This window comes from Adlercreutzia sp. ZJ138 (assembly GCF_011038935.1).
In the GTDB taxonomy this organism is placed as follows: Bacteria; Actinomycetota; Coriobacteriia; order Coriobacteriales; family Eggerthellaceae; genus ZJ141.
In genome coordinates this window covers 35,111-58,102 of the sequence record NZ_JAAKEA010000002.1, presented here as the reverse complement: position 1 = coordinate 58,102, position 22,992 = coordinate 35,111, and the positions used below count along the sequence as shown (strand labels likewise).

At 56.1% G+C, this 22,992-nt stretch carries 20 protein-coding genes; 11 read left to right on the top strand and 9 right to left on the bottom strand.

Annotation, left to right across the window (positions count from 1 at the left end):
• Window positions 1-55 precede the first annotated feature (55 nt).
• The 6 genes from G7Y43_RS01155 to pxpB form a co-directional block, all read right to left on the bottom strand.
• Window positions 56-1,297 carry an Nramp family divalent metal transporter gene (locus tag G7Y43_RS01155; protein ID WP_241158093.1) on the bottom strand — a complete coding sequence of 414 codons (1,242 nt, stop codon included), beginning with the start codon at window positions 1,295-1,297 and terminating at the stop codon, window positions 56-58.
• A 225-nt stretch (window positions 1,298-1,522) separates the two neighbouring features.
• The gene (locus tag G7Y43_RS01150; protein ID WP_165043208.1) at window positions 1,523-2,362 is read right to left on the bottom strand and encodes a putative hydro-lyase; all 840 of its coding nucleotides are present in this window, start codon (window positions 2,360-2,362) and stop codon (window positions 1,523-1,525) included.
• An 80-nt stretch (window positions 2,363-2,442) separates the two neighbouring features.
• A complete protein-coding gene (gene accC, locus G7Y43_RS01145) occupies window positions 2,443-3,792 on the bottom strand; it encodes an acetyl-CoA carboxylase biotin carboxylase subunit (protein WP_165043206.1) in 1,350 nt (449 codons plus the stop codon).
• A 25-nt stretch (window positions 3,793-3,817) separates the two neighbouring features.
• Complete coding sequence (accB, locus tag G7Y43_RS01140; RefSeq protein WP_165043203.1) at window positions 3,818-4,303, bottom strand: acetyl-CoA carboxylase biotin carboxyl carrier protein; 486 nt, start codon at window positions 4,301-4,303, stop codon at window positions 3,818-3,820.
• A gap of 86 nt (window positions 4,304-4,389) precedes the next feature.
• The gene (locus G7Y43_RS01135; protein WP_165043201.1) at window positions 4,390-5,505 is read right to left on the bottom strand and encodes a biotin-dependent carboxyltransferase family protein; all 1,116 of its coding nucleotides are present in this window, start codon (window positions 5,503-5,505) and stop codon (window positions 4,390-4,392) included.
• Between the two features lie 4 nt (window positions 5,506-5,509).
• Window positions 5,510-6,238, bottom strand: a complete 729-nt coding sequence (gene pxpB, locus G7Y43_RS01130; RefSeq protein ID WP_165043198.1) for a 5-oxoprolinase subunit PxpB — start codon at window positions 6,236-6,238, stop codon at window positions 5,510-5,512.
• 215 nt (window positions 6,239-6,453) lie between these two features.
• On the opposite strand from pxpB, the gene G7Y43_RS01125 reads away from it, so the two are divergent.
• The 7 genes from G7Y43_RS01125 to G7Y43_RS01095 all read left to right on the top strand — a co-directional run bounded on the left by G7Y43_RS01125 (window position 6,454) and on the right by G7Y43_RS01095 (window position 12,500).
• Window positions 6,454-7,179, top strand: a complete 726-nt coding sequence (locus G7Y43_RS01125) for a sulfite exporter TauE/SafE family protein (protein ID WP_165043195.1) — start codon at window positions 6,454-6,456, stop codon at window positions 7,177-7,179.
• 209 nt (window positions 7,180-7,388) lie between these two features.
• Entirely contained in the window at window positions 7,389-7,871 is a 483-nt protein-coding gene (locus G7Y43_RS01120) for a universal stress protein (protein ID WP_165043193.1), read from the top strand.
• Between the two features lie 154 nt (window positions 7,872-8,025).
• A complete protein-coding gene (locus G7Y43_RS01115; protein WP_165043191.1) occupies window positions 8,026-8,553 on the top strand; it encodes a zinc ribbon domain-containing protein in 528 nt (175 codons plus the stop codon).
• A gap of 389 nt (window positions 8,554-8,942) precedes the next feature.
• Window positions 8,943-9,377 carry a 50S ribosomal protein L13 gene (gene rplM / locus G7Y43_RS01110; RefSeq protein ID WP_165043188.1) on the top strand — a complete coding sequence of 145 codons (435 nt, stop codon included), beginning with the start codon at window positions 8,943-8,945 and terminating at the stop codon, window positions 9,375-9,377.
• A 3-nt stretch (window positions 9,378-9,380) separates the two neighbouring features.
• Window positions 9,381-9,773 carry a 30S ribosomal protein S9 gene (gene rpsI, locus G7Y43_RS01105; protein ID WP_165043186.1) on the top strand — a complete coding sequence of 131 codons (393 nt, stop codon included), beginning with the start codon at window positions 9,381-9,383 and terminating at the stop codon, window positions 9,771-9,773.
• Window positions 9,774-10,105: 332 nt separating this feature from the next.
• The gene (locus G7Y43_RS01100) at window positions 10,106-12,196 is read left to right on the top strand and encodes a glutamine synthetase III (RefSeq protein WP_165043184.1); all 2,091 of its coding nucleotides are present in this window, start codon (window positions 10,106-10,108) and stop codon (window positions 12,194-12,196) included.
• A 13-nt stretch (window positions 12,197-12,209) separates the two neighbouring features.
• Window positions 12,210-12,500 (top strand): YerC/YecD family TrpR-related protein, encoded by a 291-nt coding sequence (locus G7Y43_RS01095; RefSeq protein WP_165043181.1) that lies wholly within the window; start codon window positions 12,210-12,212, stop codon window positions 12,498-12,500.
• Window positions 12,501-12,692: 192 nt separating this feature from the next.
• On the opposite strand, the gene G7Y43_RS01090 is transcribed toward G7Y43_RS01095, so the two are convergent.
• Window positions 12,693-14,288, bottom strand: coding sequence for a YfcC family protein (locus tag G7Y43_RS01090; protein WP_165043179.1), 1,596 nt, complete (start codon window positions 14,286-14,288; stop codon window positions 12,693-12,695).
• Between the two features lie 569 nt (window positions 14,289-14,857).
• Between G7Y43_RS01090 and G7Y43_RS01085 the strand changes: the two genes are divergently transcribed.
• A complete protein-coding gene (locus tag G7Y43_RS01085; protein WP_165043177.1) occupies window positions 14,858-15,826 on the top strand; it encodes a helix-turn-helix transcriptional regulator in 969 nt (322 codons plus the stop codon).
• A 238-nt stretch (window positions 15,827-16,064) separates the two neighbouring features.
• Here G7Y43_RS01085 and G7Y43_RS01080 read toward each other — a convergent pair whose 3' ends face one another.
• Window positions 16,065-16,517: an Hsp20/alpha crystallin family protein gene (locus G7Y43_RS01080; protein WP_165043403.1), complete on the bottom strand. Its 453-nt coding sequence runs from the start codon at window positions 16,515-16,517 to the stop codon at window positions 16,065-16,067.
• Between the two features lie 409 nt (window positions 16,518-16,926).
• Complete coding sequence (locus tag G7Y43_RS01075) at window positions 16,927-18,417, bottom strand: aminopeptidase (protein WP_165043174.1); 1,491 nt, start codon at window positions 18,415-18,417, stop codon at window positions 16,927-16,929.
• 345 nt (window positions 18,418-18,762) lie between these two features.
• On the opposite strand from G7Y43_RS01075, the gene G7Y43_RS01070 reads away from it, so the two are divergent.
• The 3 genes from G7Y43_RS01070 (at window position 18,763) to G7Y43_RS01060 (ending at window position 22,983) form a co-directional block, all read left to right on the top strand.
• Window positions 18,763-20,538, top strand: coding sequence for an AAA family ATPase (locus G7Y43_RS01070; protein WP_165043172.1), 1,776 nt, complete (start codon window positions 18,763-18,765; stop codon window positions 20,536-20,538).
• A gap of 148 nt (window positions 20,539-20,686) precedes the next feature.
• Window positions 20,687-21,298 carry a rubrerythrin family protein gene (locus G7Y43_RS01065; protein ID WP_241158091.1) on the top strand — a complete coding sequence of 204 codons (612 nt, stop codon included), beginning with the start codon at window positions 20,687-20,689 and terminating at the stop codon, window positions 21,296-21,298.
• A 164-nt stretch (window positions 21,299-21,462) separates the two neighbouring features.
• Window positions 21,463-22,983 carry an IMP dehydrogenase gene (locus G7Y43_RS01060; protein WP_165043170.1) on the top strand — a complete coding sequence of 507 codons (1,521 nt, stop codon included), beginning with the start codon at window positions 21,463-21,465 and terminating at the stop codon, window positions 22,981-22,983.
• Window positions 22,984-22,992: the final 9 nt, after the last annotated feature.

Below are 22,992 nucleotides of genomic sequence, written 5' to 3'. Positions count from 1 at the left end.
GTGAGCTGCTGGCTTACTGAAGGAGCATCAGCGAGCCAGCAGCCAGTCAGTGTGCCTAGCCGCTGATAAGAGCGGAGAGCGACGTGATAAATGCGTTCATGTTGCGGTAGCACATGAACAACGTGATAACGATAATTAGCACGCCACAGACGTTTGCGAACGCATGGTTTCTAAACGTGCCCAAATCCTTGCTGTTGGCGCAGTACATAACAAAGAATGCCATGATGGGCAGGATGATGGCGTTTGCCGCCTGCGCAACCAAGATGAGCTGCGTAGGACTGGAGCCCCACACGATGGCCATAACACAGCCGCACAGGAGCACGACAACCCATATAGCCTTGAACTGGATGTCATCGGTCGACTTCTTCCAGCCCAAAACGCCGTTTACGGCGTAGGCAGCCGAATACGGTGCAGTCATGGCACTGGAGAAACCGGCAGCCAGAAGGCCAAGGGCGATCAGCCACGTTGCCCAGTCGCCCAGCACCGGCGACAGTGCCACGGCCATGTCGGCGCCGTTTTTGACCTCAACGCCGGTACCGAAAATGTTTGCACCCGCGCAAATGAGAATAGCCATGGAAATGATGCCGCCTAAGCCGATGGACAGTGCGGTGTCGAAACGCGCGTCGCTCACATGCTCGGGGTCGGTCCAGCGCTGGGCTGCCGATGAGGCATGGAGGAACAGGTTGTACGGCACGATGGTAGTGCCAATGAGGCCTACGGCAGTCAGGATGCCGGCACCTTCGGGAATCTGAGGAGTGAACAGGCCCTTCAGCACCGCGCCCCAATCGGGACTGGAAGCGAGGGCGGTTACGAGGAACACCACGCCCATGAATACGACGATAGCGGTGAGTACCTTCTCAATGACCTTGCGACCACCGAACCACATGCAGGCGAATGCGGCCAAGCCAAGCACGATGACGATGGGGATCAACTGCAGGTCGGAATTGATGGCGCGAATGCCCAAGGTGCCACCGGTAATGTTTCCAGTTTCGTAGGCAACGTTGCCCACGAAGATGGCAACAATGACGATGATGATGGCGATCCACTTCAGCACTGCGTTGGGGATACGGTCGCGGATGTTTTCGCCGAGTCCTTTCTGCGAGATGATGCCCACGCGGGCTGCCATTTCCTGGAAGATGATCGTGGCAACTGTAGCGAAGAGCAGACACCAGAGCATGGTGTAGCCGTAGCTTGCGCCGGAAACGGTGCACGTGGTGACGGTGCCAGGGCCAACGAAGCCGGCAGCCACCAGCGCGCCCGGGCCGATGTTCTTCAGCTTTTCGACGAACTTGTTCACGATTCCCCTCCTTTCTGCTCTTCCGAGCTTACGGTTTCCCGTGCTTGCAAACCAATGCAGGCCGGGCTTGAACCAACATTGTACCCACACACGTGCTCGTTTTATGTTACAACAGGCGAAACCGAAGTGCTTTACGTGCGGTTTTTCCGGTGCGCTGCTGTACTGCTGTGGTGGAGTGAAGCGTCTTTCCACCGTGACGCGTATGCAGGAAGGCTCCCGAGCGCTCTAACCCTTCAAATCGACATTCTTCGTGTCGGTGATGAGCATGTGTCCCGGTGCATGGGTGATGGCAAACGGCGGTTTGCTGCTCATAACCACCGATTGCGGCGTGACACCACATGCCCAGAACACAGGCACTTCGCCCGTACGGATTTCCACTGCATCGCCGAACTCGGGTTTGTTGATGTCTTTCACGCCGATAGCAGCGGGGTCACCGATATGCATGGGTGCGCCGTGCACTTTAGGAATAGCACCTGATATCTGCGTGGCCTTCACTACCTGGTTGTAGGGAATGGGGCGCATGCTCATGACCATGTTGCCGCTCATGCTGCCAGCTGGCGTGCATGCAACGCCGGTTAGGTACATGGGTACGTTGCAGCCCATGGTGTTGTGACGCATTTCGATGCCCGCCTCAATAAGCTCACTTTCGAAGCTAAACGAGCAACCTATTACGAAGGCCACCAAGTCGTCGCGCCAATAGTCTGCGACACTGTCAACTTCGGCGACCAGCTGGCCATATTCGTAGATGCGGTATTTGGGGAAGTCGGTGGCGATGTCGCAGTCGGTGGCGCAAATGGTAGCTTCGCGCTTGCCAACCTCGGTTACTTCGAGCAGCGGACAGGGTTTGGGGTTGCGTTGCGCGAACAGCAAGAAATCGAACGCCTGCTCTTTCGGCAGCACAATCAGGTTTGCCTGGGCGTAGCCGGGGCACAGCCCGCTGGTGGGAGCTGCGTATGCGCCGCTACGGATGAGGTGGCGTGCTTGCTGTGGCGTAGCGGAAAGCATCTGCTGCCATACGGTGTCGTCTACACCGGCAGGCTTTGTGAGCGCGTGGTTCTCGGTCATGGTTTTGCTTCCTTTCCGAAACGGGATGCGGTTAAACGGGGGCGGGGTTGGCTTGCTGTGAAATGTGTTCGCCAGGCTCGCTACACTTCGCCGGCGAGAAACTTCTCGATGAAGCTCGTATTGGCGAGTCCCGCTTTGAACGTTTCGTTTTCCATGATGGCGAACTGGAAGTCGAGGTTCGTGTGAACGCCCACTACCACCATCTCTTCAAGGGCGGTGCGCATTTTGGCGATGGCTTCGGTACGATTGCGGCCGAGCACGATTATTTTTGCGATCATGGAGTCGTAGTAGGGGGAAATCTCGAAGCCGTCGTAGGCAGCGGTATCCACGCGCACGCCGTTGCCGCCGGGTAGATGCATTTGCGAAATGACGCCCGGCGAAGGCATGAAGTTTTTCTCGGGCGTTTCGGCATTGATGCGGCATTCGATAGCGTGGCCCTGTAAGCGCACGTCGTCTTGCGTAAACGACAGCTCGTCGCCGGCTGCCACGCGGATCATCTCGCCCATCAGGTCGATGTGCGTGACCATTTCGGTGACGCAGTGCTCAACCTGGATACGTGTGTTCATTTCCATGAAGTAGTAGTTGCGGTTCTCGTCCATGAGAAACTCAATAGTACCTGCGCTCGAGTAGCCCACGGCACGCGCCGCTTTCACGGCATCGTCCATCATAGAGCGGCGCAGCGTTTCATCGAGCAGCGGCGAGGGGCTTTCCTCGATCATCTTCTGGTGGTTGCGCTGTACCGAACAGTCACGTTCGCCGAGTGCCACCACGTTGCCATGGTTGTCGGCAATAATCTGCACTTCAACGTGGCGCGGGTTCATGACGCAGCGTTCCAGGTACATGGTGTTGTCGCCGAAGGCATTCACGCTTTCGCGCTGCGCGATGTTGAACTGGTCAACGAAATCGCTTTCGTCGAGCGACACGCGCATGCCTTTGCCGCCGCCTCCCGACGACGCTTTGATCATGATGGGCCAGCCGATGGCTTGTGCTTCGGCAAACGCCTCATCGGCATCGTGAAGGCCGCGTTTGGTGCCGGGTACCACGGGAACACCGGCGTCCATCATAGTTTTGCGGGCCTGGCTCTTGTTGCCCATGCGGTCGATGACCTCGGGGGTGGGGCCAATGAACACGATGTTATTGTCGCGGCAGAGCTTTGCGAACGTGGAGTTTTCGGAAAGGAAGCCGTAACCAGGGTGAATAGCATCGGCACCGGTTCCTTCGGCAGCCGCTAAGATGGCGGTGGTGTTCAGATACGAATCGCGTGCGGGAGCAGGGCCGATGCATACTGCCTCGTCGGCAAGGTAGGTGTGCAGCGCGTGACGGTCGGCGGTTGAGTACACCGCAACCGTTTTAATACCCATTGCCCGGCAGGCGCGGATGATGCGAACGGCGATTTCTCCGCGGTTCGCGATGAGGACCTTGGTGAACATGGTCTGTCTCCTGATCGTCGGTGCGCTATGCGGTTGCCTCAGTGGCGATGAGGAACAGAGGCTGGTCGTATTCGACCTGCGTACCGTTGGCCGCCAGCACTTCGGTCACGATGCCGGGAACGGGGGCAGTTATCTCATTCATCATCTTCATGGCTTCGACGATGGCGAGCGTTTGGCCAGTCAGCACTTCCTGACCAATCTTCACGAACGGTTCCTCGTCGGGGCTCGGGCTTACATAGAACGTTCCTACCATGGGGCTTTTCACGGCGGTTATCGAGTCGTCTTCAGCAGGGGTGGGGGCGCTCGCTGCGCCGCTGGTGATGCCGCTGAGATCGTTGCGGGCGTTCAACAGCTGCCCAACGCGCTCGGCCATGAGCGGCAGGGTGGTTGCCGATATCGAACCGGGTGTGCGCTCGAGCTCGATTTTTACGTCGCCGTCGTCGTATCGCAGCGCGGACAGCTCGCCTTCGTCCATGATGGCCAACAGTTCCTTGATGTTGCCCGTTTCCATACGTATCTCCTTCTATCGGTTGCGCAGTCGCAGTTGTTTCGTTCACAAAAGCCTGCGGCTACGCAAAGTTACCAGAGTTACCAAAGCTACCCTTGTTCGCTGCGTGCAGTGGCGTGTTTATGCGCATCGGTCTGCGACAGCTCGATCCATAGCTTCTCGCCGTCGGAGGCGAGTGCCTGTGCCTCAAGGATGGGGGTGAGTCGGCGTGCAGTTCGGCGAGGTGATATACCACCTGAACACGGGCGCCTCACCATTTTCTCCAACGCTTTCATGTGCCGCGCTTCCTCGCGGAAGAGCTGCTGGGCCTCCTGTACGCTGATGCGTTTAAAGCGTATAGTGCGTCCCGGGGCGCATTGCACCAGTTTAGGGACATCGACCGAGACAACTGTGCCTATTTTTGCGTAGCCGCCTGTGGTTTGGCGGTCGGCCAACATGATGATGGGCCGCCCATGGCTGGGTATCTGCACAGCTCCGTAGGCAATGCCGTCGGATATAATGTCCGAGCCATTAACTGTTTCAATTTCTGGGCCGTCTAAGCGAAACCCCATACGGTCACATTTTGTGGTGGTGGAAAACGGTTCTTCGAAAAACGTTGCCATGCCGCGTTCGGTGAACAGGGAATCTTGCGGCCCTGGTACTACGCGTAGCACAGTTTCAGTTTCGTCGAATCCGTAGAATGCCGCGTCGCCGTTCAGGGCGTGCGAGCCGAGGTTTGGCAGGAAATCGAGCCCTTTCGTTTCGAAAGGAAGGTAGTCGCCGGTGTTCAGCGCACGACCCTTCCATCCGCCGATGCCGCATTTCAAATTCGTTGAGCGACTTCCCATGACTTCGGGCACGCGGAAGCTCTCGCCGGCAACGGCTAAATATCCGTACATGCCGCGCCGCGGTGCGCCGAACGACAGCACGCTGCCGCGGCGCACGAATACCGCTGCGTACATGGGCACGGGGTGCCCGTCGACTTTCGGATCAAAATCACCGCCCGTGATGGCAATAAAGGTGTTCGTGGTGAATCGCAGCGTAGGTCCGGCCAGGCAAAATTCCAAAACAGGGGCGTTTTGCGAGTTGTCGACCAGCAGGTTTGCAATGCGGAAAGCCCGGGTATCCATGACGCCCGAAGGCGAGAAGCCGCTGCCCATGTAACCGCTGCGGCCCCAGTCTTGCACGGTGGTGAGAACGCCGGGCTTGATGGTGGTGACGCCCATGTTTTCACGCTCCTTCCACAATGAACTCGTACTCGTATTCGCCGGCGGCGATCTGCGTTTCGATGGCCGCATACTGCTCAGGAGTTATGGGTGAAAAGCGCAGGTATTCTCCCGCCGAGTACAGAATGGGTTGTTCGCGGGTGGGGTCGTACGGGCGCACGGGGCTTCTGCCGATAATCTGCCATCCGCCGGGCGAGTCGAGCGGATAGATACCTGTTTGGGCACCGCCGATTCCCACTGATCCCGCTTCGATCTTCGTGCGGGGAACGGCCAGGCGTGGCGTGTGGAGCCGCTCGTCAAGGCCGCCCAGATAAGCGAAGCCAGGTAGAAAGCCCAGCATGTCAATAAGGTAGTCGTGTCCGGTGTGGATGCGCACCACGTCATCCTCGGAAAGACCGGAATGTTCCATCACCGTTTGCATGTCGGGGCCAAACACTCCACCATAGCATACGGGAATGACGCAGATGCGCCGCATTTCGTTCTCGGCGCTGTTTAGGTTACGCAGCTTGCCGCGGATTTTTGCTACCAGCTCATCAAAGCCGATGGCGCAGGGGTCGTAGATGACCATGAGCGAGCAGAAGGTGGGAACCAGTTCGCGCACACCTTCGATAGGGTCTTGCTCAAGTGTTTGAGCAGCTGTTCTGATGAGCCCGCTTGTTTGAGCTGATATGGTGGTGGCGAACTCCAGGTTCAACGCGGAATCGCCCGCAATAGTGATAGTAAAATCTGTCACGGCGCACTCGTTTCTCATTAGCGAACACTCGTGCGGGCTGCGGCGTGGGTTGCACGGGTGCGGCGCGCATGAGACGGACTCGCGGTTCGCGCATTACAGAAGAAGTAGGACAGATTCGCGATAGGCGCATCGCGAGCTTTCGTACTATACTAAGAACCCCTTCACTCCAATGCGCTATCGCGAAATAGTTTGAGTATCCGAGGATTGTACCACATATGAATAAAGTGATTTTTCTTGCTGCGTTTCTATTTGGTTACACGGTGCAGGCCATAACGGGCTTTGCGGGCAACATCTTCTGTATGCCCGTGGGTACGCATACGCTGGGGCTTCATGAATCGGTGAGTGTGCTGAATGCTATGGGCTTTTTTGCGTGTGGTTTGCTGGGCGTGATGAACATCAAACACGTGAACTGGCGTGAGCTGGGTAAGATCGTGGGCATTATGCTGCCGTTCGTGTTGTTGGGAATTTGGCTTGACACCGTGCTGCCGCTCGACGCGCTGCTGATCATTTACGGTGTGGTCATCGTGGCGGTGGGCGTGAAGAACCTGATGCAGAAGCAGCAGCGGTTCCTACCCGAAGGGGCGCTTGTTGCTGTAGTGATGGGAGCAGGGCTTATTCAGGGTATGTTCGTGTCGGGCGGTGCGCTGTTGGTTATCTATGCCGTGCAGAAAATACGCGACAAACAGCAGTTTCGGGCCACGCTGTCTATGGTGTGGGCCATACTGAATCTTATTTATGCTGTTATCGCATTCCAGCAAGGGCATTTCACGTCGGATGTGGTGCAGGTAATTGCTTGCTGTGTGCCCCTTGCCATCCTCGCGACGTTTCTGGGCAATAAGCTGCAGGCTCGCATCAGTCAGCAGCGCTTCCTCACGCTTACGTATGCGCTACTTATTGCCATTGGGGGCGTTTTGCTGGTTACGTCGTTGGGCTCTTTGTAGGCGCAGGTGTGGGCGTGTAGCGCCGGGTAGGTGCTACGAACGAGAGCGATGTGAGTGAGGTCGCGATTCGATCGAGGGCGCGTTACGTGTATGCTACGAGTTCGTTACCGTTCGTTACCGTTCAGCAAGGCTTGTGTGTTTTGGGAAGGGCTTTGCTGTCGGCGCGTTACAATGAAGCTGCAGGAGGTTTTCCGAAGAAAGGGGCTAAGATGTCGTTGCATTCTCGTATCTTCGTAGCGTTAGATGGCTCATCCACGCAGGATTTCGTTTCCCGTAAGGCAATTGAGGTTGCCGACCATAACGAAGCCGAGCTCATTTTTGGCCACGTGATCGATTCCGTTCCATACGAGGCGTCGGGTGTCGATTTTGAAGAGCTGTGTGCCGAAGCTGAACAGCGAATCAGGACCGATCTGGCCGAGGTGTTTGACCTGGCGCGCAAAAACCCGCGCATCAAGTCGGTTGAGCTACAGGTTCGTGCAGGTCGTGTTGCCGATACGTTGATCGCGCGGCTGATTGAACCATGCAACCCTGATCTGGTTATTTGCGGTGAGCGTGGTCTGTCGAACTTCAAATATGCGTTTGTGGGCAGCGTGTCCACTAATCTGGTGCGCGGTGTTGCGTGCGACGTGTTGGTAGTGAAGACCGAGGCCAACGCGGCAAAGAACGCGCCGAAGAACACGCCGAAGCGGTAGCGCGACGCGCTGTGCGACGATGCTGTGGGCGATGAGCTGCGGCAGGTTGTCATCGCCGATAGTGTGCGCCGCGAGATGCGCCATGTTATAAGGAAGCAATGCGCGCTATGCGCTGCTTCATGTATACAGGAATGTTGTCAGGAAGAGGTGTCCCATGAATCTGCTCGACTCGATGAGCGCCGCTTTGAGCCGCGGAACCAATGTGGCTGACCGTGCGGCCAAGAACCTGAAATACGAGGTGCGCTTGCGTGAGATAACCCGGGAGCGGCAAAGCCTTGCTGCTCAGTTAGGCGCAAGTCTGTACGAAGACACAAAAGATGACCCAGACATGCGTGCGGGGCGTGAGCGGCTTTACGACGGTATTGCTGCACTCGACATTGAGCGCGAACAGGTGAGAGCTCAAATAGCTAATCTCGCCGAGCAGGCGCAGACCGAGGCGCAGCAGTCGCCGCTGTGTCCATTCTGTGGGTCGCGCGTGGCTGGCGATCACTTGTTCTGCAGCGGATGCGGACGGTCTATCGACGACATTCGTGCCGCATGGTTTGCGCAAGCGGCTGCGGCGGAACCTGCGCCAACACCTGCCGCTTCGGCACCCGAGGGCGGTGCACCAACTGCGGATGCGCCAACCACAGCGGATCCGATCGAGGTTGAAGCCACCATCGTCGACAATCCGCGCGCATAATATGCGCTGAGCGCGCAAGACGGTGGGGGATTGAGAGGGTTCTATTACGGCATACTCTTTCAAGACCCCGCCAATTTTCCGATAATGTGCAGATCGCGAATATACCTTCATTTTTCCGTTGACTTTGCCTGATGAGGGCGGATACAATGCAAAAGTTCGCTTATCAAAAGCCCCGTGCATGCAGCAATGGGCGGAAGCGCCGTTGCCTTAGGGAGTCCAGGCCCGAAGGTGGCGTGCTGGCGTAGGAAACCAGCATCCGTTTGAGCTGCACTTTTGACAAACGACATTCATTGCAGAAACGAAACGAGGCTGCTTCTCCTGGTTTCGGCAAGCGATGGCCGCCTGGTGGGAAACCGCACAGGCGAAAGAGCTTATTGGAGGAATGTAGAGTGAAGACGTATTACGCGAAGCCCAACGAAGTTGAGCGCGAATGGGTCTTGATCGACGCTACGGATCAGGTTTTGGGTCGCGTCGCTACTAAGGCCGCGCACATTCTGAAGGGCAAGCACAAGCCGCAGTACACGCCGCATGTGGACACCGGTGACTTCGTGATTATCATTAACGCGGACAAGATCCGTCTGACTGGCACGAAGGCAACCAGCAAAGAGTACTACCGCCACAGCGGATATCCGGGTGGGTTGAAGTGCGAAACCTTCGCCGAGGCTATGGCCAAGCATCCTGAGCGCGTTATCGAACATGCTGTGAAGGGCATGCTGCCGAAGAACACGCTCGGCCGCGCCCAGGGCAAAAAGCTCAAGGTGTACGCCGGTGCGGAGCATCCGCATATGGCTCAGAAGCCCCGCGAGATCAAGATGGAGGACTAACCCATGGCAGGTGAAGCTTTGTACTACGGCACCGGTCGTCGCAAGAATGCTGTCGCCCGCGTGCGTCTTGTTCCTGGTACCGGCAAGGTGACCGTCAACGGTCGCGAAGGCAAAGAGTATTTCGGCCGTCAGGCCTTGCTTGATGCCGCGCTCGTTCCGTTCAAGGTGACCGACACCGTTGATCATTTTGACGTTATCGCCCGCATCAATGGCGGTGGCGTTTCGGGTCAGTCTGGCGCGTTGCGTCACGGCATTTCCCGCGCCCTGCTGGCAGCTGGCGACTATCGCGCCGAGCTGAAGAAGGCTGGCTTCCTGACGCGTGACGCCCGTGTGGTCGAGCGTAAGAAGTACGGTCTGAAGAAGGCCCGCAAGCGCCCGCAGTTCAGCAAGCGCTAAACTCAAACACGCAGCAAGTTTTCGTTTCGCCGGCTTTTCAAGTCGGCGAAACTTATTTTTGGGCGAGAAGCGTCGATGAAAAACAGTTCGTTCGCGTTTGGTGGTGGGCGAAGGGATCTGCTTGGATTATCGGAGATTTCTTGTGTGCGCGTATTATGGGTTTCTGGGTGCTTCAAGAGGCTTTTTCACCTGCAGCAACCTGCGGCAATCGGCGCGAAACATTGCGACGTTACTTTGGTAAGGGTGCAATGTCGCTGCGCTTGTTTGCGCAGGCGTGCTATTGTATGAGAGTTACCTTCTCGGCTGACATGGTGTAAGGAGTACGGGGTCACATGACGAACATTTCCGAAATTTACGGTTCTATGGTGTTTGATGTTCATACGATGCAGGAGCGCCTGCCTTCCGCAACGTTCAAGCAGCTTATGAAGACGGTACAGGATGGCGATCCGCTGAACCCCGAAGTTGCCAACGTGGTGGCTCATGCCATGAAGGAATGGGCCATCGAACTGGGCGCCACACATTACACTCACTGGTTTCAGCCGCTTTCGGGTATTACGTCCGAAAAGCATGACAGCTTCATCGATCCGAAACCCGACGGCCGCGCCATCATGACATTTTCGGGTAAGGAGCTTATTCAAGGCGAACCTGATGCGTCGAGCTTCCCGTCGGGCGGTCTGCGTGCCACCTTCGAAGCGCGCGGGTATACCACGTGGGACCCCACCAGCTATGCCTTTATCAAAGACGAAGTACTGTGCATTCCCACGGCATTTTGCAGCTATACCGGCGAGGCGCTCGACAAGAAAACCCCGCTGCTGCGATCGATGAAAGCAATTGATGTGCAGGCTAACCGCGTGCTGGCACTGTTTGGCGAGCGGCAGCAGCGCGTGACCACCACACTCGGCGCTGAGCAGGAGTATTTCCTCATTTCTGAGAAAATGTACGAGCAACGGCTCGATTTGGTGCTCACCGGCCGCACGATGTTTGGCTACTGCCCGTGCAAGGGCCAAGAACTTGAAGAGCACTACTTCGGTGCTATTCGCCCCACGGTGAACGAGTTCATGAAAGAGCTCGACAACGAGCTGTGGGCGCTTGGCATTGCTGCGAAGACCAAACACAACGAAGTGGCACCCGCCCAGCACGAACTGGCACCTATTTTCACCACCACGAATCGTGGTATCGACGAGAACCTGCTCACCATGGAGAAGATGAAGCTCTTAGCTTCGCATCATGGCTTGGTGTGTTTGCAGCATGAGAAGCCGTTCGCTGGAGTAAACGGTAGTGGCAAGCACAACAACTGGTCTATCTCGGCAGGCAAGAAGAATCTGCTTGACCCAGGCGAGAACCCCATGGAGAACCTGCGATTCCTGGTGTTTTTGACAGGCGTCATCCAAGCCGTCGATGACTATCAGGAGCTGTTGCGCATGTCGGTGGCGTCGTGCGGCAACGATCATCGCTTGGGTGCCGACGAGGCACCGCCCGCCATCGTGTCGATCTTCTTGGGTGACGAGCTAGAAGCCATTGTGGAAGCGTTGGTGAGTGACCGCGAGTACGAAAGCGCTCACAAGGTATCCATGGACTTGGGCGTCGATGTGCTTCCGAACTTCCTGAAGGACAACACCGACCGCAACCGTACCAGCCCCTTTGCGTTTACAGGCAACAAATTCGAGTTCCGCATGCCGGGCAGTGCGGTGAACCTGGCTGACTGCAACACCATTTTGAATGCAGCTATGGCCAAGAGCCTGAAGGATTTTGCCGATGCTATGGAGGGCAAGCGCGGCGAGGAATTCGAGGCGGCTGCCATTAACTACATCAAGGACACGTTGCGTGTTCATCGTCGCATCATCTTCAACGGCAATGGCTATTCTACCGAATGGGAACAAGAAGCCGCACGTCGCGGTCTGGCGAATAACAAGACCACAGCCGAAGCGCTGCCGTGCTTTATCGAGCAGCGCAGTATCGATTTGTTCGAGATGTTCGGCATCTTGTCGGAAACCGAAGCGCGCAGCCGCTACGAGGTGAAGCTGGAGAAGTACAACAAGCTTATGAACATCGAGGTGCGCACGATGAAGCGCATGGTGCGCCGCATGTTCCTTCCCGCTATCAACGAATATGCGGGCCGCATCGCCAGCAACATCGCCGCCATCAAGGCTGTTGCTCCGAACGCGCCGGTGCGCCAGCAAGAAACATTGCTGAACAAACTGCTCGGCGGTGTCGACGAGATCAACGAGCATCTGGAGGCGCTGCACACGGCGCACTATGCGGTACTTGAGGTTGAGAACGGGCAGGAGAAAGCCAATACGTACGCCCACGAGATCATTCCCATTATGGATGCGCTGCGCGCGGCGGTCGATCGCATGGAAATTCTGGTTGACGACGCGCTGTGGCCCGTGCCCACCTACAACGAGATCTTGTTCTATTCGTAAGAAAGGCACAGCTATGGCCGAAATCAGAACGAAGGAAGTCGATGATCTGCTGCGCGTGCTTGCCGAGCTTAACGACGAAGACACCATCTTCGCGTTGCTGGAGGACCTGTTCACTATCCGCGAGATCAAGGACACCTCACAACGCCTGACTGTGGCGCGCCTATTGTCGGCGGGGAAGTCGTATGCGGCTATCGAAGAGGAAACGGGCGCGTCGGCCACTACCATCGCGCGCGTGTCGAAGTGCTTAAGCTACGGTGCGGGTGGCTACGAGATTGCGCTGGGTATCTTAGACGGGGCATCTTAGACGGTGAAGCGCCCAAGTGGTAGGTGCGATAGGCGCGGTAGGCCTCGGCCGCTGAGCAGGGAACTCATTTATGCATGGTAAAACGGGAGACGCCCACCGAAGTGGACGTCTCCCGTTTGTAGTGCAGCAAAGTTCGCTTTTCGCAAGCCGTGCGGTTTGCGCGGCTGTGCGGCTTTGCAGGCCAGCAATGCGCTACTGCAAGATAACCATCGCTGCGGTGAGAACCAGCATGCTGACCACACCCAAGATGATGAATAGTTTCGCGCCGAACTTCAACCAGGTTGAGTACTCGATTTTGGCAATTGCCAAGCCGCCCATGATAGCACCGCAGGTGGGGGTGAACAGGTTCACCAGGCCATTGCCGGCGCTGAAGATGACCACCATTGTCTCAACAGAGAAGCCGAGATGGCTTGCCAAGGGGCCCATGATGGGCATGGACACCGTTGCCATACCCGACGAAGACGGAATCAGGAACGACAGTACGATGTAGAGCAGGTATGACAGTGGGGCGAAGATAACTGCCGACATGCCAGCCAGTGCGTTGGCGGCGTTCTCGAGAATCCAAACCGATAGGCCTGTTTCAGCCATGAGTACGGTGATGGAGCGGGCGAGTGCGATGATGAGCACGACCGACATCATACTGGCGCAGCCGTTAACGAACGCCTTCACGAAGCGGCTTTCGGAAATGCCGCCGATCAGGCCGATGATGATTGCCATCAGCAAGAACCACGTAGATGCTTCGTCAAAGTACCACTGACCAAGCGGGAGGCCCGTCAAGAACGATGACCAACTGCTCGACACTTGCTCTTCGGTAACAGCAACACCGGAAGCTTCGCCATTAAGCGTTAGGGCAGAGTCGGTGGCCTCGTCGTATACGGCGGTAATTTCGTCGCCGTTCACATCGGTGGCAACCTCTTCATAAGCAGCGCCGGCGTTAAACATATCTACGCCAAGGTCTTCCCACGGAATGAAGCTGATAACCATGACCAAAAACGTCAGGCCGAACACGATAAGCGTTGCCTTCTGGCGGCCGCTGAGTAGCTTTGCGTTTGGGTCTGCTTTGGCTTCCTGTGCAGCTTTGGCTTCCTCGCCAAATTCCTTATTCATGACTTCTTGTTCTTGCAGCGACAGAATAGTGGAACCCTTGTCAGCTTTAACCTTCTTTGCGTAGCGCATGACAAACACGATTGAAATAGCCAACGAGATCAGCCACAGTGCAGCACCCAAGCCGATGATAATGCCTTGGTTTACCTCAAGACCGGTGCCTGACAGCGAGTCGACCGCAGCGCCGATGGCGAACGGGTTTACCGTGGAACCCAGCACACCGCAGCCAGCGCCCAGCAGCACCACGGATGCGCCAACCATGCTGTCGAAGCCGGCGGCCACCATGGTCGCCGCGAGCAGCAGGTAGAATGGCACGGTTTCCTCGAGCATGCCGTAGGTGGTGCCGCCAATGGAGAAGATGAACATGAGGATAGGAATGAGGATAAGCTCGTTGCCGTGCATCTTTTTCACCAGCGCCGCGATGCCGGCATCAAGCGCACCGGTTTCGGTGACAACACCTAAAAAGCCACCGAGGATGATAACAAACAAACAGATGGGTAAAGCGTCCGTAAAGCCCTTCACCGGAGCAGTGAGCACGCCTGACAGCGTTGCCCCCTCAATGCCTTCGGTTCCGGTAAACGCCATGATGAGCGTAAGAATGGCCAGAACCACCAACATGATCAAAAGAATGGTGAATGAAGATATCGAGCGCTTCTTTCTGCTTTTCTTGGCAGTGTCAGACATGATAGCCCCTCCTTTTCTGGTCGTTTTCCAAGGGTCCTTCCCAATGGATGCGAACGGTACATCTATGCTTCACGCTGCAGAGCTTTGGCGGACGTCAAAGCGCAGCGATCGTGCTGCAAGGGTGCGAATCGAAGGTGTTGCGCCTCTGTCTTGTTTGGGTGTCCCTCTCCCGTGTTACTACATAGCCACCATTGCATGGTTTTGGCGTGCCGTGAAGGATTAACGGGGATGCACGGCTTGGTGTATCTTGTGATTAACGTGTTTGTAAAACTTGCTAATCCCTCAATAAACGCCTGATGAAAGTATATGTGCGAAAATCAGAAACGCGTCTTTTCGTTTACGCAGCGCTTCCTTTTTGAGATAATCCTGTTGAACGAAACGCGCGTGTTTATGAAAGCAAAAAGCACCCGATTCCACCGCGCGGCGCAAATGGTTTGAGTTCGGCTTTTGAGTTTCAAGTGAAGTAATCTTCGAGTTTTGCTTTGGGTGTTGGCAAGCGTCCGATTATCACCTGAAGACTATTCATGTAGACGCCATCCCCCGTGGATGTGAGCGAAAGGTCGAGCGTCATGGAACTACTGCTGTTCTACGAGATGATCCTCACGCTGCTCGCATCGTGTTTGGCGGCTGCGGCGTGCTTGTCGGCGTTTTTGGTAGGCCGCAGTAAAATGATGCTCTATTCCTTCACGGGTTTCCTGTCGTACTTTTTCGACGTGGTACTGGTGTTTCAAGACGTGTTCATGGAGCACATTGATGCGACATTTGTGCACGACGGCACGTACTTGCTCGTTCGGTCGTTTTTGGTGATCTTCACCGGTGCGGGTTTTCTTGTTTCGCTTTGGCTGATCATTTGCGAGTACGTGGGAGACACACGTGAAGCGATGCGCATCGTGCCCGGCCTGGTGTTCATTGGTTTGAGCGAGTTCGTGCTGGTGGGCTTTCCTGATAGCGGGTTTCAGCGCTTTGCATTCTATACGTTGCGTAGCGTGTTTTTGCTGTGGATGCTCTGCGCGGCAACTATGCGCTTCCTCCGCACGAAAGACGAGTTCGAACGGGCGCGTCTGTGGCGGAAGCGCTGGATTGCGGCCACATTGGTCGTGTTGGGTGCCTGTATTGTCATTGAGGATGTCTACGGGTTTTTGATTTGCGATACGCCGTACTTCCAAATTGGACCAGTTCTTATAAGCTCAGAGCGAAACTACGCCGAAAATGTACTGCTGCTCGCCTGCGCCTTTTTTGCCTGTCGTGACGCAGCACGCATGCTGCTTATGCGTTTTCACGAGCCAACTGCCATTAAGGATGGCCCTGATGACGAGAAGATGCGTGAGAACTTGCTTGCCTATGCGCGTCGTTATGGGCTGTCGGCGCGTGAGCGCGAGGTGTTGGGGCAGGCGCTGTCGGGCAAGGACAATCAAAACATAGCGTCGGGCATGGGCATCGCGCTCAACACAGTGAAGGTGCACATGCACAACATTTTTAAGAAGACGGGTTGTGCCAACCGCAAGGAGCTTTCGCAGGATTTCTGGAAGCGCATGTAAGAAAACGCAGTGGCAGGATAGACGCAGGTGGCGCGGCTGTCGGATGCGGCAAGGCTTGCAGCGCGATTTGCTGCGTGCTTGCTTCCAAACGCAGGAAAGCGACCACGTGGGCCGCTTTCCTGAAGGAGAAAGAAGGGGTGAAGCGAAATGGGGTAAGGGGTTGCTTCACCCAAGGGGGGCTGGTTCGGTAGCCGGTGAGCTGCATGGTACAGTTGTCGGCTACCGCTTGCCGGGCAGCTTAGTCGATGGCGATGCTTCTCGACTCTTCCAGCTTGGGCTGCTCCTGCTTCTTCGGTACCGTAATGCTGAGGACACCGTTCTCGAAGCGGGCGCGGATTTCGTCCTCTTCGATGTCTTCGCCGGCATAGAAGGTGCGGCTGCACTTTCCGCTGAAGCGTTCCTTGCGAACGTAGGTGCCAGCCTCATCTGTGTCGCTTGACTCGCTGCGAGTTTCAGCAGATACGTGCAGGTTACCTTCCTTCAGCTCGATCTTTACGTCCTCTTTCTTGAAGCCAGGCAGATCGATAGTCAGCTCGAAGGCGGTCGGGGTTTCCTTGATGTCGGTGCGCATGAGTGTGGGTGCCATCTTCTGCGCGGGCATGGCCGGCATGTTAAAGAAGGCATCGAACGGATCGCTCATCAGCTCGTTGAGTAGGCTGCGGTGGGCATTGCGCGGTGTGGTTACCATCATCTTCGTCATGAGTGTCAACTCCTTTGTGCGTCGTGGCCGGTTTGGCTTCGATGCGCCGAGTTAGTGGATGCATGAGCGCAGGCGGGTGATGTGTGTACCCTGTACGGGTGGTGCTGTTACATGCCTTCCGTATCGCTTGCGCTTTACATCCTCGCATCGGGGGTCTCGAACCGGACCGTTTTTTGGTTCGCAAAGAGTATGGCACGATTATTAGCACTCGTGAAGCGAGAGTGCTAAATCGTCACATCGTCGTTACGCTTCCGTAATAATGGGTGCTCAAGCGTTGTGAATGAACGTTGCATATCGGAGGTTGGGTATAAGGAGGGGTGAGTGAACGGTGGCAATCTGCGCATGGAGGGCTTGATCCAGTGAGATTATGCGCAGATAGCCGGATGGTTTGTTTTCTAACTTACGCGTTCGTTAAAAATGCTGCGTAGCCTTTGTAGGCTTCGAAGATGTCGGCCTTGCTGGTTACCTCCCACGGCGAATGCATTGACAGCACCGGCACACCCGAGTCAATGACGTCCATGCCATATTCAGCGGGAATGTAGGCGATAGTGCCGCCGCCGCCCGCATCGACGCGCCCTAACTCGGCGGTTTGGAAGCTTACGTGCGCATCGTCCATCACCCGGCGCACACGTGCCACGAATTCGGCACGAGCGTCGTTGCTACCGCTTTTGCCGCGCGCCCCCGTGTACTTGTTGAATACCAGGCCACGGCCTAAATATGCGGTGTTCTTCGTTTCGAACACGCCGGCGTACAATGGGTCGAATCCGGCCGATACGTCAGATGACAGCATGCTTGATGCTGCCAAACAGCGGCGCAGTGCAAGGCCGCCGCCAACTTCGGCGCGCCGTCCGGCAAGCTGCTCGTCGGCTAACGCTAAGATTTCGGCCATGGTGTTCTCAAAGAAGTGCGATGTCATGCCGCTGGCACCGACGCTTCCGATCTCTTCCTTGTCGACTAGGAGACACACCGCCGTTTTGTTCAGCTCGGCTGGCGCATCTAACTGCGCTACCAGCGAGGTGTACGCGCATACGCTGTCGTCTTGTCCGTAGCCGATTACCATGCTGCGGTCAAACCCGAGTTCGCGCGCCCGTCCGGCGGGCACCACCTCAAGCTCGGCGGACAGGAAGTCCTCTTCGCTGATGTCGTATTTCTGCTGCAAGAGAGAAAGCACGTATGCCTTTACCGGGTCTTTTGTGCTCCCCTCTTTATCGGTGGCCACGGTGGGCGTTGTGGGATCGTTGGCGGCAGCGTCGGTATGCTTTGCGTCTTCGGTACGAGCCTGCATGGCTGGACGGCTGCCTACCAGCACGTCGAGGTCTTCGCCTTCGACGATCTTCGCTGCGGGCTTCTCCATCTGTTGCGCACCCAGGTGCGGCAGGATGTCGGTTACGCAGAACACCGGGTCGGCCTCGTCTTCGCCGATGCAGATATCGATCACGGTGCCGTCGGTTTTGGCAACTACCCCGTGAAGTGCCAAAGGAAGCGTTACCCATTGGTACTTCTTAATTCCACCGTAATAATGCGTGTCCAGCAGCGCGAAGTCGCCCGATTCGTACAGCGGGTTCTGCTTGATGTCTAAACGTGGGCTGTCCACATGTGCCCCTAAGATGTTTATTCCCTGTTGCAGTGGGGCGCTTCCTAGCTGCACGAGCATGAGCGCCTTGCCCTGCATATGCGCCCACACCTTGTCACCTGTGTGAAGCGTACGTCCTTCGCTCACGGCGCGCTCGAGCGGCATGTAGCCTGCTTGTTCGGCCATGCGGATCGATGCGGCCGTCACTTCGCGCTCGGTTTTGTTCTCTGATATGAAATCGATGTAGCCCTTGCTAAGCTTCTCAAGCTCGGCTAAGGCTTCCTCGTCGTAGTTCTTCCATGCGTTTTCGCGTTCCATAGCACACCTGCCTTTCGCGTTGGGCCGTCCGCGTGGGATTTTGCCCTCTGGCTTGGGCTCGCACTTCCGTGTGGCCCCTTGTTCGCGGACGACACTTGTTGAACGCACCGATTCTACCGCGAATGCGGCCTGCGCCTAAGCGACAACTTGGAAACCTTGCGAAGCTTATTGATATTTGAAAGGGCCTTTTGTTCGTTTTTGGGTTGCGCCTGTGGGCGGTGGGCAGTGTGGCTGACTGAGGTGGGCGGGAGTCGGCTTCTTTGGATATAGCGTATAATTACCCGAAAGCTCGCGCGGCGCGCACTTCACCGCGCAGATGAGACATCGAGCAAGAAAGCGGCATTCATGGACAAAGGAACTCACGGCATCTACGAGAACGGGATCTTTCGTAAGGGCAACGTGCGCATATCCGATCTGGCGTGCCGCAAGGTGTTGCCTGTTGGTAACAGCAGTTTCACCTCTGTTGTTGAGAACGCAGTGTTTGTCGATAAATCCATGCTTATAGCTGACGTACTCGATAGTGGGTCGGTCGCCATGCTGTTCTGTCGCCCGCGCCGTTTTGGCAAATCGCTCAATTTGAGTATGCTGCAGCGGTTTTTCGAAATTCCTTCTCCGAACGACTTTGTTGGTGCGGATACAAAACCTCTGTTTTGTGGACTTGCTATCTGGGATGCAGAGGGTGGGCGCTACCGTGAGTACTATCAAGCATATCCCGTTATCCGTTTTTCGTTCAACAACTTGAAAAGCCTGGACTGGGAGGGTTTTCTGAGTGGCATTGCCGCTTCAATTGCTGCAGAGTACCGTCGGCATGGTTATCTTGCGGAAAGTGATCGTTTGAGTGATATCGACCAAGGGCTTTTTGCTCGTATTGCCACAGGCGAGACAGACCAAGGCTCTCTCGTGCAATCGTTGTTGCTACTGTCGACGCTTCTGGCCAGGCATTATGGTCGCCGTTCTGTGGTGTTGATCGATGAATACGATGCACCGGTAATGGCCGGGCATTCCTACGGCTACTATGACGAGGTTGTTGCTTTTTTAAAAGCTTGGCTCACGGGCGCTCTTAAGGATAACGAGGCGCTTGCATTCGCTGTGCTCACAGGTGTGCAGCGTATTTCGAGAGAGTCAATTTTTTCCGATCTCAATAATCTTGTGGTAAACACATCATTGAATGTCGATTCAGATGAGCGTTACGGATTCACCAAGGATGAGGTGGATGCGCTTGCGGAGTACTGCGGAACGACATCATGCATGGATGACGTGCAAGCTTGGTACGATGGCTATCGGTTTGGCAAAGTGGACGTGTACAACCCTTGGAGTGTGGTGAGTTGTTTCAGCCAGGGATATCAGACCGACGTATATTGGGGCAACACCTCCAGCAACTCGGTAATCGGTGAAGTGGTGCGTAATGCAAGCGAGGATGTGCTGGCTGAGTTGTTTTCCCTGTTAGAGCAAGGCGGCACGATTGCTTCCCCGCTTGATTTGCGCGTTGTTTTTCCCGATCTGGGTGTACGGGAGGAAGCAGTATGGAGCATGCTGTATCTGGCCGGTTATCTGACGACCGACGACACGGAATTCCCGAATGACACCGATGTAATGCGCCTTCTGCGTATTCCTAATTTGGAGGTGGCGAAACTATTCCGCAGCGAAATCCTCCAACGGTTTTCCGAAGCAGCTGGTGGGCGAGATCGGTTGAGTGCTTTGCATCGGGCGTTGATTTGTGGTGAGGCGCAGGCTGTGCAAGAAGAGCTCACACGTATTATGCTGAGCTCGGCTAGTTTCTTCGATTTAACGCGCGAAAACAGCTACCACATGCTTATGCTGGGTCTCTTGTTTGGCTTGCGCGGCTATGCAGATCCGGTGTCGAATCGTGAAGCAGGGCGCGGACGTTTTGATATCCTTCTCACTCCTTGTGAGCCTGACCGCGATCCTGCTATTGTCATCGAGTTAAAGTACGCTGCACCTGATACACCTGGCGCAGCCGACTTGGCCGCTCTTGCCACTGCTGCGCTTACACAAGCAATCGATCGTGCTTATGGAGCGGCGAGTGCGCACGGCGCTGCCGGAGTACAGTACTTCGGCGTGGCTGCGAGTGGGAAAAACGTAGTCGTTGCATGCGCTTAGGTATCAACTTGTAAACCTTGCGAAGCTTATTGATATTTTGTATCAATAAGATACACTTGCGCTAGCTTGAGGGAGGAAATGCGCTGCCAACGTTTCGGCGGATTGCAGAGGAATCCTGAAGCACTATCCCGAAGACGAAAAGGAGATCATGATGATCGTTCGCGACGTTATTCCCACCCCTGAGAATTCTTCCAACTTCCATGCGGTAACTGAGTCCGCCACCACGGCTGGCACCACGCTGGACAACCTGAAGGCAGCCGTTTGCGGCGAAACAGGAGCTTCCGCCAAGTACGCTGCGTGCGCCGTTAAGGCTGACGAGGAAGGATTCGCGCAGGCTGCCAAGCTGTTCCGCGCCGCTTCCGCTGCCGAGCAGATTCACATTGGCATGGAAGCAGCTCTTATTGCCGAGCTGGAGGAAGGCTATGAGCGCCCCACCGCTGATGAGGTTGTTGTTGAGGCAACTGACCTGAACCTCATTGGTGCTGCGCAGGGCGAAATCTACGAGACTGCTGACATGTATCCTACCTTCATCAACAAGGCTATCGAAGAGGGCAACGCCAAGGCTGTTCGCGTGTTTACCCGCGCTAAGCTGGCTGAATCGGTGCATGCAGAGAAGTATATGGAGGCGTACAACAACCTGGATGCCGTCGATAACGACGACTACTTCCTGTGCCCCATCTGCGGCTACATCGAGAAGGGTGACAACTTCGAGAAGTGCCCCATCTGCGGTTGCGCCGCCGACAAGTTCCAGCGCTTCTAAGCTGTGCGGAATCGCAGAACAGCACCATCGCGTGTGACGAACGGGTCCATTCGGGCCCGTTCTTTTTTGCCGTGTGCGGGACTGCGCCAGGTATTCCCGTGCTTTGCGTAGTACAATAGCGCGATATTCGTTCATCCATCGTGCCGAGTGAAGAAGGAGATCTCATGGCCTACTATTTCGAAGAGCCGTCCCGTACATTTAATGAGTATCTGCTCGTTCCGGGGCACACTCCTTCCACGTGCGTTCCGACTGCAGTCAGCTTGAAAACGCCGCTGGTGAAGTATCGCCCCGCCGAAGAGGAATGCCCGCTGTCGCTGAATACACCCATGGTGAGCGCCATCATGGCTGCCGTGTCGGACGATCACATGGCGGTGGCGTTGGCGACCGAAGGCGGCTTGTCGTTCATCTATGGCAACCAGTCTATTGAGGATGAGGCTGCCATGGTGAAGCGCGTCAAAGATCACAAAGCCGGCTTCGTGGAAAGCGATGCAAACCTGTCGTCCGACATGACCTTAGCTGATGTTGTGGCGCTCAAAGAGAGGCTGGGACACTCCACCATGCCCGTAACCGAGGGTGCCAAGCCCAACGGCAAGCTGTTAGGTGTTGTAACCGAGCGCGACTATCGTCTTTCTCGCATGAGCTTAGACGAGAAGGTTGCCAACTTCATGACCCCGCGCGAAAAGCTGATCGTGGCACCGGCCGATACCACGCTGAAGGCTGCCAACGATATCATTTGGGATCACAAGCTGAACTCGCTTCCCGTGGTTGATGAGAACGACTGCCTGAAGTATATGGTGTTCCGTAAGGACTACGATTCACACAAGTCGAACCCCAACGAGATGCTCGACTCACAGAAGCGCTACATGGTGGGTGCGGGTATCAACTCGCGTGACTATGCCGAGCGAGTTCCGGCGCTGGTGGAGGCCGGCGTCGACGTGATCTGCATCGACAGTTCCGAGGGTTATTCCGACTGGCAGAAGATGACTATCGAGTGGGTACGCGAGAATTACGGCGACACCGTGAAGATTGGCGCTGGTAACGTCGTTGACGACGAAGGCTTCCGCTTCTTGGCCGACGCAGGTGCCGACTTCGTGAAGATTGGCATCGGCGGCGGTTCCATCTGCATTACCCGCGAGACGAAAGGCATCGGTCGCGGTCAGGCCACTGCCACCATTGAGGTTGCAAAGGCTCGCGATGCGTATTTCAAGGAGACGGGTGTGTACGTGCCTATCTGCTCCGATGGTGGCATCGTGTATGACCATCACATCTCGCTGGCGCTTGCCATGGGTGCCGATTTCGTGATGCTCGGCCGCTACTTCGCCCGCTTTGACGAAAGCCCGTCCGCTAAGGTGATGGTCAACGGCACCTACATGAAGGAATACTGGGGCGAAGGCTCTGCGCGTGCACGCAACTGGGGACGTTACGATTTGGGCGGCAAGAAGAAGGCGCTGTCGTTCGAAGAGGGTGTTGACTCGTACGTACCCTACGCTGGCAGCCTGAAAGACAACATGGACGTCACACTGTTGAAGCTGAAGTCGACCATGTGCAACTGTGGTGCGCTTACTATCCCCGAATTCCAACAGAAGGCGAAGCTGACACTGGTGTCATCAACGTCTATCGTTGAGGGCGGCGCGCATGACGTGCTGCTGAAGGACAAAGCGCCGTACGTGAGTAACGCGCGATAATATCGCACA